The organism is Burkholderia sp. Ac-20379 (genome assembly GCF_017104645.1).
Taxonomy (GTDB): domain Bacteria; phylum Pseudomonadota; class Gammaproteobacteria; order Burkholderiales; family Burkholderiaceae; genus Burkholderia.
This window is the reverse complement of record NZ_JAAGPF010000042.1, coordinates 24,140-35,915: the sequence shown is the minus strand read 5'-3', so window position 1 is coordinate 35,915 and position 11,776 is coordinate 24,140. Positions and strand designations below refer to the sequence as shown.

12 protein-coding genes are annotated in these 11,776 nt (G+C 68.5%); 7 read left to right on the top strand and 5 right to left on the bottom strand.

All coding sequences use genetic code 11. The features are described from left to right. The 3 genes from G3N92_RS08530 to G3N92_RS08520 form a co-directional block, all read right to left on the bottom strand. Positions 1-978 (bottom strand): alpha/beta hydrolase (locus tag G3N92_RS08530; protein WP_206127028.1); only part of this gene is annotated, 978 nt, incomplete at its 3' end. 72 nt (positions 979-1,050) lie between these two features. Further along, on the bottom strand, positions 1,051-1,668 hold the full coding sequence (locus tag G3N92_RS08525; protein WP_206127027.1) for a CDP-alcohol phosphatidyltransferase family protein: 618 nt from the start codon (positions 1,666-1,668) through the stop codon (positions 1,051-1,053). Beyond that, on the bottom strand, positions 1,665-1,883 hold the full coding sequence (locus G3N92_RS08520) for a hypothetical protein (protein ID WP_206127026.1): 219 nt from the start codon (positions 1,881-1,883) through the stop codon (positions 1,665-1,667). Before G3N92_RS08520 ends, G3N92_RS08525 begins: the two co-directional genes overlap by 4 nt. Positions 1,884-2,038: 155 nt before the next feature. On the opposite strand from G3N92_RS08520, the gene G3N92_RS08515 reads away from it, so the two are divergent. The 6 genes from G3N92_RS08515 to G3N92_RS08490 all read left to right on the top strand — a co-directional run bounded on the left by G3N92_RS08515 (position 2,039) and on the right by G3N92_RS08490 (position 9,362). Continuing rightward, the gene (locus G3N92_RS08515; RefSeq protein ID WP_206127025.1) at positions 2,039-2,668 is read left to right on the top strand and encodes a lysophospholipid acyltransferase family protein; all 630 of its coding nucleotides are present in this window, start codon (positions 2,039-2,041) and stop codon (positions 2,666-2,668) included. 37 nt (positions 2,669-2,705) lie between these two features. Continuing rightward, positions 2,706-3,635 (top strand): phosphatidate cytidylyltransferase, encoded by a 930-nt coding sequence (locus tag G3N92_RS08510; protein ID WP_206127024.1) that lies wholly within the window; start codon positions 2,706-2,708, stop codon positions 3,633-3,635. A gap of 272 nt (positions 3,636-3,907) precedes the next feature. Next, positions 3,908-5,392: an aldehyde dehydrogenase family protein gene (locus tag G3N92_RS08505; protein WP_206127023.1), complete on the top strand. Its 1,485-nt coding sequence runs from the start codon at positions 3,908-3,910 to the stop codon at positions 5,390-5,392. Between the two features lie 195 nt (positions 5,393-5,587). Then, positions 5,588-6,328 (top strand): hypothetical protein, encoded by a 741-nt coding sequence (locus G3N92_RS08500; protein WP_206127022.1) that lies wholly within the window; start codon positions 5,588-5,590, stop codon positions 6,326-6,328. 78 nt (positions 6,329-6,406) lie between these two features. Beyond that, positions 6,407-6,712, top strand: coding sequence for a YciI family protein (locus G3N92_RS08495; RefSeq protein WP_206127021.1), 306 nt, complete (start codon positions 6,407-6,409; stop codon positions 6,710-6,712). Positions 6,713-7,214: 502 nt separating this feature from the next. Next, positions 7,215-9,362, top strand: coding sequence for a TonB-dependent siderophore receptor (locus G3N92_RS08490; RefSeq protein WP_206127020.1), 2,148 nt, complete (start codon positions 7,215-7,217; stop codon positions 9,360-9,362). An 80-nt stretch (positions 9,363-9,442) separates the two neighbouring features. Here G3N92_RS08490 and G3N92_RS08485 read toward each other — a convergent pair whose 3' ends face one another. Continuing rightward, entirely contained in the window at positions 9,443-10,303 is an 861-nt protein-coding gene (locus G3N92_RS08485) for an alpha/beta fold hydrolase (RefSeq protein ID WP_206127019.1), read from the bottom strand. 196 nt (positions 10,304-10,499) lie between these two features. Then, a complete protein-coding gene (locus G3N92_RS08480; protein WP_206127018.1) occupies positions 10,500-11,093 on the bottom strand; it encodes a cytochrome b in 594 nt (197 codons plus the stop codon). A gap of 145 nt (positions 11,094-11,238) precedes the next feature. Between G3N92_RS08480 and G3N92_RS08475 the strand changes: the two genes are divergently transcribed. Further along, complete coding sequence (locus G3N92_RS08475) at positions 11,239-11,766, top strand: MarR family transcriptional regulator (protein WP_206127017.1); 528 nt, start codon at positions 11,239-11,241, stop codon at positions 11,764-11,766. The last annotated feature ends 10 nt before the right edge of the window (positions 11,767-11,776 follow it).

Here is an 11,776-nt window from a genome sequence, read left to right as displayed (position 1 = left end):
CAGCCCGGCGCGCGTGACGGCCCAGCGCGCCGCCGCAAACGGGCCGGACGGCGGCGCGGCGAGCGCTTCGTATTCGTCGTGAAATGCGCCGCGCCGGTCGGCGTCGGCCAGCGAGACGCGCGGCTCGGGCGCATCGAATTCGCGCAGCACGAACGCGCGCAACGGCGCGAGCGCCTGCGCGCGATCGCGCTCGCCGAGCGTGTCGTGATAGAAGCCCGGCAGCACCACGCAGGCCTTGCGGGTTGCGCCGAGCTGCTCGAAGAAGCGTTGCTGCGGTTCGCGATGCACCACCCAGTCCGCGCCGGAGATCAGCACGAGCGTGGGCACGGTGATCGCGGCCGCGTCGTCGACGATGCGGCGCGCCGTATCGTGCAGATCCAGCAGCATGTTGACGGCGATCGGCCGCGTGATCAGCGGATCGGCGGCATAGCTCGCGATCCGCTCGGGATCGTGCGTCAGATAGGCCGGCTTCACGTAGCTGTTGACGTAGAACAGGCCGCGCAGGCGGTGCATGAGCCGCAAACCCGGCCGCGCGAACGGCACGTACAGCTTGATGCGGAACGCGGGCGACGCCGCCACCAGGCAGCGCACGCGCGGCGCGTAATCGTGCACCCAGGCGGCCGCCAGCACCGCGCCCACGCTCTGCGCGACGATCGCCAGATCCACTTCGGCGAAGCCGTGCGCCTCGCGCAGATGATCGACGAAGCATTGCAGGTCGCGCACCGACGCGCCCGCGCCGGGGCTGTAGCCGCGCGGCCCCGGCGAGCGGCCGTGGCCGCGCGCATCCCAGGCGAAGAACGCGAAGCCGGGCAGATCGAGCTCGTCGACGAGGTGCGCGACGCGCCCCGAGTGCTCGTGGCCGCGATGCAGCAGCACGATCGCGCCGCGGCACGGCGCGGTGGCCGGCCAATGGCGGTAGAACAGCCGTTCGCCGTCGTGTGTGGTGAAGCTCGCCTCGGTGGCGATGCGTGCATCCATGATGCCTCTCGTTGTTGTTGGTGTTATCGATGCGGCGGCGCCCTCCGCCGCCGTGCTGCCACCCGCCGCCGCTCAGCGCTTGCCCGCGGCTTCCGCTTCGGCCACGCCGGCGCGCACGCGGCGCACCATCGTGAACGCGGCCAGCGCGATCAGCAGCCACCAGAGCGCGATGCCCAGCGCGCCGATGGTCCAGCCCAGCCCGATCCACAGCGCGAACGCGCCGATCGCGAACGCGCGATCGCTCTTGCCCACCGGCCCGTCGTAGCGGCGCGACGCGCCGGCCAGCGGCCCGATCAGCCCCGCGCATTCCACCAGCGCGGCGGTCAACGCGAACGCCCAGACATCGGTTGGCGAAAAACCCGATACGGCGAGAAACGGCAGCACCAGCGCGACGTCGGACACCACGTCGCCCAGTTCGTTCAGATACGCGCCGAGCACGCTCTTCTGGCCGTGCTCGCGCGCCAGCATGCCGTCGATCGCATTGAGCGCCATGCGCAGGAACAGCCAGACGGGAATCAGCAGGAACGGCCACTGGCGGCCCGCGCCGAGCGCAGCCAGCGCGCCGACGACGATCGAGCCGAAGGCCGCGCCCAGCGTGACCTGATTCGCGGTGATGCCGCGCGCGGCCCAGGCGCGCGTGATCGGTCTCAGGCAGTCCTGAAATTTGGGTTTCAGCGAATAGAGGCTCATGCGTAGTCCATACGGTTTTCGCCGCCCGCTGCCGCCGTGGCGAGGTTCGATGCAAGGCCGGGGGCGAGATGCGCCGTATCGTCGTTGACCGGCGCCGAACCGTCAAGCGCCCACGGCAAACGGCGCGCCGGTTCGGCACTGGATTCCGGCGGGAAAAGCCGCGATAATCCGGCGAGCCCGGGCCGCATGGCCGTCACAGCGCCGGGCACCGGCATGTCGATGTCGGCCGCAACGGCTTCGCGCCGCGGTCGAGCGTGCCGGCACACCAAGTCCCGACGGAATCGACCGAGCGATTGAACAGCGTGCCAACCACCGTCCCTCCGCTACCGCCGCACCCGCAGCCCTTCTGCATCCGCGAGGCCGGCCCGCGATGAAACTCGTCCATATCTGGCAGCGCGATGTCCTGTTGAGCATCGTGCGGATCGTCGCCGGTGCCTACCCGGTCTGGCACGTGCCGCCGTCGCGTCCCACGCAGAAGATCCTGTTCTCGAACCACACGAGCCATATCGACACGCTCGCGATCCTCGCCGCGCTGCCGCGCGAGCTGCGCGATACGGTGCGCCCGGTGGCCGCGCGCGACTACTGGGACAGCAGCGATCTGAAGCGGCATATCGCCGGCAAGCTGCTGAACGTGGTGCTGATCGACCGCCACCGCGAATCGGGCGGCGATCCGCTCGACCCGGTGCGCGAGGCGCTCGCGCGCGGCGATTCGATCATCCTGTTCCCGGAAGGCACGCGCGGCGTGGAAACCCTGCCGGCGCAATTCAAGAGCGGGCTGTTCCATCTCGCGAGCGAATTTCCCGCCGTGGAGCTCGCGCCCGTCTATCTGGAGAACCTGCAGCGGATCATGCCCAAGGGGGCGATCTGGCCGGTGCCGCTGATCAGCAAGGTGCACTTCGGCGAGGCCATGCCGCGCATCGACGGCGAGGACAAGGCCGGCTTTCTCGCCCGCATGCGCGACGCGGTGGTTGCGCTCGCACCGATCCGCCCGGCCGGCTGAGGCCGCGCCCCTCACCACGACACGACACCACCACACCATGCGGACACTTTTCTGGGAACTGGTCGGCAGCGTCACCGGCCTGCTGGTCATCGCGACGATCGTCGGCGCCGTGCTCGGCGCGCGCGACGGCGGCAAGAGCGCCACCATCGTCAACCTGAATCAGCGGATCCGCGCCTGGTGGGCCATGATCGCGATCATGGCGATCGCCATCGGGCTCGGGCCGATCGCCACCTACGTGGTGTTCATGTTCCTGTCGTACCTGACGCTGCGCGAATTCATCACGCTCACGCCCACCACGGCCAGCGATCACACCACGCTGTTCGTCGCGTTCTTCATCGCGATTCCCGTGCAATACGTGCTGCTGGGCGTGAATTGGTACGGCATGTATTCGATCTTCGTGCCGGTGCACCTGTTCTTCGCGCTGTCGTTCGTATCGGCGCTGACCCAGGACACGCGCGATTTCCTGAGCCGCAACGCCAAGATCAACTGGGCGCTGATGGTGTGCGTCTACGGCCTGAGCCACGCGCCGGCGCTGCTGATCCTCGACATTCGCGGCTACGACGGCCACAACGCGCTGCTGCTGTTCTATTTCCTCCTGGTCGTGCAGATCAGCGACGTGCTGCAATACGTGGTCGGCAAACTGTTCGGACGCCGGAAGATCGCGCCGCACCTGAGCCCGTCGAAAACCGTCGAGGGCTTCATCGGCGGCGGGCTGCTGGCCACGCTGTGCGGCGGCGCGCTCTATCGCGTCACGCCGTTCGGCTTCGGCGCGGCGCTGCTGATGTCGCTCGCGATCGTGCTGGCCGGCTTCGTCGGCGGGCTGGTGCTGTCGGCCGTCAAGCGCTCGCTCGGCGCGAAGGATTGGGGCACCATGATCGCCGGCCACGGCGGCATGCTCGACCGCGTCGATTCGATCTGCTTCGCCGCCCCGGTGTTCTTCCATCTGGTGCGCTACTTCTACGTTTGACGGCCTGCGCGCCTAAAGGGCGCCGCCATCGCGGCCATCAGCCGATCGTCGGGCGCCGGCTCGACCGCCGACGCGGCGCGTACCGATCGATCTGCGGCGCGCGCCGCATGTGCTCTTCCACTGTGTCGCATTCCCGGCCACCGGCCGGCCGGTTGCATCGATTCGCGTCGATGTGGACATCGCGATTTCGCGATTCGTCCGCCGCGCCAACTCCCCTACCATCGTCGCGGCGCGGGCGCTCGCCCAGCGCCACGAACCACGGAGACATCCCGATGAGCCTTGTTCCGACCCGTCGCGCCGCCGACGGCCTCGCCGTCTATCCCGCCGCCACCATCGCCAACGCGCCGCGCTTTCTCGACGCCGATTCGGATGCGGCGCGCACGCCGCTGCATCACGCCGCCACCGGCGCGGCCGCCGGCTGGCAGGAAAGCGCGAACGCGGCGTTGATCGACGAGGCCATCGGCGCCGCGCGCGCCGCCTTGCCGGGCTGGCGCGCCACGCCGGCCGCCGAACGCGGCCGGCTGCTGCATGCGATCGCCGACGGCATCGAGGCCGACCGCGAGGCATTGGCCGCGCTGCAATCCCGGATCAGCGGCAAACCGCCCGCGGAGGCCGGGATCGACGCGAGCGACGCGGCGGCCACGTTCCGCTATTACGCCGGGCTGTGCGACGACGCGGCGATGTTCGCGCCCGAATCGATCGCGCTCGATGGCGCGGCGGTTTCGGCCGAGCGCAGCTACGACGCGGTCGGCGTGGCCGCGCTGATCGTGCCGTGGAATTTCCCGATGGTAACCACCGCCTGGAAGCTCGCGCCCGCGCTGGCGGCGGGCTGCACCGCGGTACTGAAGCCGTCCGAGCTGACCGCGCCGGCCGAGCACCGGCTGATCGCGCTGGTGCAGGCGGCCGGCGTGCCGGCGGGCGTGGTCAACGTCGTGAACGGCGGCGCCGAAGTGGGCGCGCAACTGACCGCCCATCCCGGCATCGACAAGATCTCGTTTACCGGCAGCACCGCCGCCGGGCGGCACGTGATGCGCGCCGCCGCCGAGCGCATGACGCGCGTCACGCTCGAACTCGGCGGCAAATCGGCGCTGATCGTTCGTGAGGATGCCGATGTTTCGCTGGCCGTCTCGCTCGCGGTGGGCGGCGCGTTCACGAACGCCGGGCAGATGTGTTCGGCCACCGCGCGCATCCTCGTGCATCGCAACCTGAGCGCCGCGTTCATGACGGCGTTCGAGGCGGCGGTCGACGCACTCGTGGTCGCGCCGCCGCAGGTGAGCGGCGTGGCGATGGGGCCGCTGATTTCGGCCGCGCACCGCGCGCGCGTGGACGCCGCCGTCGAGGCCGGCCTGGCCGCCGGCGCGCGCGTGGCGTTCTCGGGCCGGCTCGACGCGGCCTGCGAGGACGGGTTCTTCCGTGCGCCGATGGTGGTGGCCGAGCCGGCCGCCGACAACGTGCTGTGGACCGACGAGGTGTTCGGCCCGGTGGCCTGCGTGAAGTCGTTCGACACCGACGACGAAGCCATCGCGCTGGCCAACGATACGGACTACGGATTGGTGGCCACGGTCGTCACGCGCGACCAAGCCGCCGGCCGGCGCATGGCACAGGCGCTGCGCGCGGGGCTGGCGTGGATCAACGCGCCGCAACTGATCTTCCCGCAGGTCTGCTGGGGCGGCCTCGGCCTCAGCGGGATCGGGCGCGAGCTGGGCGTGGCCGGATTGCGCAGCTATCAGGAGCTGCGGCACCGGATTTCGGCCTGAACGAAACCCGCGCGGGCCGGCGCCGCCGCGGCACGATGCCGGCCCGAACCGGCCCGAACCGGCGGCATGCAATATGACGTCGTCATGTCCGCGCCGCACGGCGAGCGCCCGCGCCACAGTCGCGCCCGACCGAAGGCCAGTCGAAAGCTGGCCTCAATAGAATCGGCGCCGGACCAACCCGGGATGCCCGAAACAATGAAATTGAAGACTTGCTGGATGCTGGCGCTGCTGGCCGCTCCGATGCTCTCCCACGCCGAAACGATCGCCGCCCCCGCCATCAAGGCCGGCGATACGTGGGCCTACCTGAACACGCTGCAAACCGGCGCGGACACCACCAAGCAATCGCACGACAGCATCGTCGCCCTGCGCACCGATGCCGATCACATCTACTTCGAAATCAAGACGGCCGGCTCCACGCAAGCGCCGCTGCAATCGGTGGCCGGTGCGAACTGGAGCCGCTCGCGCGACATCAACGGCGTCGAGACGGTGATCAGCGAACCGCTGTCGTTCCCGCTGACGGCCGGCAAGCAATGGCGCGTCAAGTACACCGAAGCGCAGCCGAACGGGCAGCCGGTCACGCGCACCTACGACACCACGCTGCGCGTGGTCGGCCACGAGGCCGTGGACGTGCCGGCCGGCCATTTCGACGCGATCAAGATCGAAGGCAACGGCCAGTGGATCAACCACGCGGCGCAGGCGAACGGCAAGCCCAGCGACGTGTCGGGCAAGCTTTACAAGGCGTTCTGGTACGTGCCGAAGATCAACCGCTGGGTGAAGTCGGTCGAGCAGTTCGACAACCCGAACGGCAAGCATTCGCAGCGCATGACCTCGGAACTGGAATCGTTCCGGGCCGGCAACGGCAAGGCCGAGGCCACGGCCGCCCCCGCCGCACCGGCCCAGGGCAAGGGCAAGACGCCCGGCGCCTCGATGATCTGAGCGCGGCCGCGCATCGCGGTGCTGCATCAGGCGGCCCGCGGTGCTAGGCTTGGGGCCTTTCCCCACCCGAGGCCGCCCATGCTCTTCGCCATCACGCTGCTCGACCGCCCGAATTCGTTCGAACTCCGCACCGAAATCCGCCCCGCTCACAAGGCCTACCTGTCGGCCGCCGGGGAACGCATCGCCTTTGCCGGCCCGCTGTTCGGCGACGACGACAAGACGCCCGTCGGCAGCCTGCTCGTGATGGATTTCGCGTCGCGCGAAGCCGTGCACACCTGGCTGGACGGCGAGCCGTTCACGCAGGCCGGCGTATATGCCACGCGCACCGTGCTCCCGTTCAGCAACCTCTATCCGCAGAAAACCGGCTTCCCGCCGGCGGCCTGATCCGCCTCGGCATCGGCCGCCCGGCGCCATGCCCGGCGGCCCCGCGCGATTCATCCATCGCGTAGATGGGTGTCATCAAAATATTTCATATACCGAAATAAAATCGATGGCATAGTGCCGATGCCTCGATTTCTCCCGCGGTCGCTCGACCGCCGGGAACGCCCAGCCAGTTCGTCGCAGTCACGACAGCCACGCATCGACCCATTCAGCCCGACCCGCGAACGACGCCACGACCGTCGCGCCCGCGGCATCGTGCCGAGCCGTAGTACCTGCCGGCCCGCGCCGGTCGCTCGAACCCGGTGGTGCCCGGATCCCCGACCCGTCATCCCTCCCCGCTCGTCCGACCGGCCGCAGTCCGTCTACGAATAAACATGATTCTCATTCCAATAATGCCGATCGTTCGCCGTCAAGCCCGGCGAACGGTGCGTGGCCCGGCACGCTCGCTACCCGCGAAGCCGGCGGCAACACCGTTTCGAAACACAACAACAGGACACACCGCATCATGGCAAGGACTGGCCGCCATTTCACCGACACCACCCGGCTGACCCGCTGCGCGGCGCTCGCCGCACTCGCCTGCGCGGCGCTGGTCGATCCGGCATTCGCTCAGGAATCCGACGCAAGCACGAAGGAAGCGCCGCAGGAGACGCAGAAGGAAGCCTCGAAGGAAACGCTGAAGAACACCACGCTCGACGCCATCAACGTGTCGGGCGACTGGCTCGGCAGCGGCCTGCAGAACAGCGTGAAGACGTTCGCGGGCGCGCGCACCGTGGTCGATCACAACGCGATCGAGCAGAGCGGCGCGTCGAGCATCGGCGACGTGCTGCGCCGCGTGCCCGGCGTGCAGGCCACCGACAACTCCGGCTCGGCCGGCAGCGCGATCTCGCTGAACATCGGCGTGCGCGGCCTGACGGGCCGCTATGCGCCGCGCTCGACGATCCTGCTCGACGGCATTCCGCTCGCATTCGCGCCGTACGGCCAGCCGCAGATGTCGTTCGCGCCGATCAGCCTCGGCAACATCGAATCGATCGACGTGGTGCGCAGCGGCGGCTCGGTGCGCTACGGCCCGCAGAACGTGGGCGGCGTGATCAACTTCCGCACCCGCGAGATCCCGAACCAGCCGGGCCTGACCGCCGACGCCACGATGCGCGAGAACATCTACGCGCACGGCGGCGCGAGCACGCAATACAGCACGTTCCTCGGCACGCAGCTCGACAACGGCCTCGGCGTGGCGCTGCTCTATTCGGGCATGGCCGGCCGCGACTGGCGCGTCGGCAGCGACGAGAGCGTCAACGACCTGCAACTGAAATGGCGCTTCGAGCTGACGCCCACCTCCGAGCTGTACGGCAAGTTCTCGTACTACGACGTCAAGTCGCACACGCCGGGCGGCCTGACGGTAGCGCAATACAACGCCGATCCGTACCAGAACACGCGGCCCACCGATTTCTGGTACGGCGACCGCAAGGGCTTCGACGTCGGCTACCTGAACACCATCTCGGCCACCCAGGAATTCGAAGTCCGAACCTTCTACAACGAGAGCTACCGCACGAGTTCGCTGATCAATGCGGCGCGCACGCAGTTGCAGGATCAGCCGCGCACGTATTCGGTCTACGGCATCGAGCCGCGCTACACGCAGCGCCTGACGCTCGGCCCGACCGCGCACGACGTGACGGTCGGCTACCGCTACGTCCGCGAGCGCGGCACCGACAACAGCTTCAACCAGTCGATCCTGACCGGCCTGCTCAGCGGCACCACGCGCTTCGACAATTCGACCGACGCGCACGCCGTGTATATCGACGACCGCATCGCGTTCGGCCGCTGGCGCCTGACGCCGGGCATCCGCTACGAGCACATCGAATCGACGCGCCGCGACGACATCCTGCGCCAGAGCTTCGGTTCGAAGAACAACAAGCCGCTGCCGGCCGTGAACCTGTCGTATCTGCTGACGCCTTCGCTGACGCTGTTTACCGACTACAGCACCTCGTTCGGCCCGGTGCAGAACCTGCAGCTCAATTCGCAATCGGCCATCAACCCGTTGCAGCCCGAAACCGCGAAGACGTTCGAAGTGGGCGCGCGCTGGACGAGCCATCAGGTGCATGCCGAGGTGACCGCGTTCAACATGCGCTTCGACAACCAGATCCAGCAGGTGGTGGGCGTGGTGCCCGCGACGTTCCAGAACATCGGCGCGACGCATCATCAGGGCATCGAAACGGCGTTCGACTACGCGTTCGCCGACGACGGCCCGCTGCGCGGCCTCGACGCCTACGTCAACTTCACCTACACGAAGGCGATTCAGGAATCGGGGCAGTTCGCGGGCCGCGACGTGCCGTTCTACTCGCGCTTCACCGACACCGTCGGCATGCGCTACAAAACCGGCGCGTGGACCTTCAACGTATCGAGCACGCACCAGAGTGCGCAATACTCGGACACGGCGAACACGGTGGCGGAATCGGCCGACGGCAGCGTGCCGGGCTTCCGCGTCTGGAACCTGCAAGCCGACTGGAAGATCCCGAAGATGAAGGGCAGCACGCTGACGGCCGGCATCAACAACGTGGGCGACGCGCGCTATTACACGCGCAACGTCGATGGCAACGCCGGCCGGATGGTGGGCGCGCCGCGCACGGTGTACGTGCAGGGGCGCTTCGTCTATTGAGCGCCGCATGAAAAACGGGGGCGCGCCGGCATGACCCGGCGCGCCCCCGCTTGGGACACATGCTCAGACGTGCTTCAGATTCAGATATGCGCGCCGAACCATTCGAGCTGGCGCGCGATGCTGCTGTCGAAATGCGCGCCGTCGTACATGTCGTAGTGGCCCGCACCGGCTTCCACGTGCAGCGCCTTGTTTGCAGCGCCTACCGCCTCGTACAGCGCCGTGCCCTGCTCGGGCGGATTGACGCCGTCCTCGCCCGCCACCACCACCAGCACCGGGCACGCCACCTGGGCCGCATGCGCCGCCGGCCGGTAGTTCAGCATCTCGCGCACCGTCAGGAACGGGATCTTGATGTCCATCTCCGGATGGCGCTGACGCGCTTCCTCGACGAACGCCTTCGATTGCGGGTCGGTCAGCACCTTGGTGATGGCGACGAACATCTCGCGGCCGGTGGCCGCCTTCTTGTCCTGCATCCGCTCCAGCGTCGAGACGAACGCCTGCTTTTCCTCGGCGCTCATGCTGCGGGTGACGACCTGCTCGCCATCGGCGAAGCTCAACTGGCTCACCACCGCCTTGACGGCGGGATCGGCCGCCGCCGCGGCCAGCACATGGCCGCCGCCGAGCGAGGTGCCCCACAGGCCGACGCGCGCCGCGTCGATGCCGGGTTGCGCACGCACGAACGCCAGCACCGTGGCGATGTCCTCGATCTGCATCGCCGGCACCAGGCGCCCCTGCTCGCCGCCGCTCGCGCCGAAGCCGCGATAGTCGAACGTGACGGCCGCATAGCCGGCCGCGACGAACGCTTCGGCAAAGCGCGGCAACAGCACGTCCTGGATGCCGCAGAAACCGTGGCACAGCACGATGACGGGCGCGTCGCCGGCGATGTCGGGACGGCGCAGCGTGATCGCGATGTCGTTGTCGGTGCGATGAGTGGTAATCGGCATGAAATTGAAAGCTGAAATGAAGAGGCGTGAAATCTGGCGGCGGGCAGCGCGAAAACGCTTCGCGATGCGAAGCGTCGCTCGGCGTGGGCACGTCGCCGGATGCGGGCGCCCATGATACAAGAGGCTCGCGTTTCGCGCGCAGAGCCTCGTTCGGGACTTCGCCGCGCCGTCGCGCGGTTTGCCGAGCGACGGCGATTCAGTCGCCGTCCCGCACGGCCGTGCCGAACGCCTGTGGCGAAGCCCGCCGCCGCCCCGGCAGCATCCGCACGAGGATCTCGTCGCGGTCGACGAAATGATGCTTGAGCGCGGCAAGCACATGCACGGCAATCACCGCGCCGGCGCTCCAGGCGAACGCCCGGTGAATCCACATCCAGCGATCGTAGCTCGCGTGATCGACGGCGGCGATCGGCGGCAGGTTGAACAGTCCGAGCACCGGCACCGGGTGCCCCGCCACCGAGCTCCAGATCCAGCCCGACAGCGGCGTGGCCATCATCACGCTCGCGTACAGCACGATGTGCACGGCGGTGGCCAGCGCGCGCATCGGCGGCGAAATCGTCGGCGGCAGCGCGGGATAGGCGCGGCGCCTGATCCAGCGATAAGCGAGCCGCGCCACCACCAGGAACAGCACCGTGGACGCGATGGCCTTGTGCACGAGCAACGGCGTGCCGCCGCGCGGCGCGTCGCCCCGCCAGTGCGACGAGCCGAAGCCGATGAACCAGACGGTGACGATGACGACCGCCATCAGCCAATGAAACAGCCGTGCGCCGCCGGGGTATCGCGGTTGAGACATGGTTTCTCCTCCTATATAATCGCCGCGCGCAATAATTGAATTTGCAAACAGACGGCGGCCCGTTGCGCGTCGCGCCTTCGTCTCTTTCCGCGCCCGGCACCCGCCGACGCGCATCGCTCCGCTTGCCGCACGCCGATATCCCGACATGCCCGATTTCGATCACTACCGGTTCACCGAAGCGTTTCCGTACCTGCTCGCCAAGGTCGGCGTGCGCATGGAACAGCTGTTCGCCGCCGAACTGCGCGAGGCCGGCCTGACGCTGCCGATGTATCGCGTGATGGCCGCCCTGCGCGAGCAGGAAGATCAGCGGCTCATCGATCTGGCCGAGATGGTGTCGAGCGAACTGTCCACGCTCTCGCGGCTCGTCGGCAAGATGATCACGATGCGTCACGTCACGCGCAAACGGCTGACCGACGACGGCCGCACCGTCTGCATCGCGCTGACGCCGGCCGGCCGCACGCTGGTCGAGCGCTGGATTCCGCGCGCCATCTATTACGAGCAGCTCGCCACGGCCGGGCTCGACACTACGCAGCTCAAGCAACTGAAGCGGCTGATGGATCACATCTTCGCGAACCTGCACAGCGTCGAGATCGGCGAGCCGCTGCCCGAGCCCGAACCTGCCGCGCCGGCCCGCAAGCGCGCGGCCCCGGCCGCACGCAAGACGCGCGGCTGAGGTTCGCACG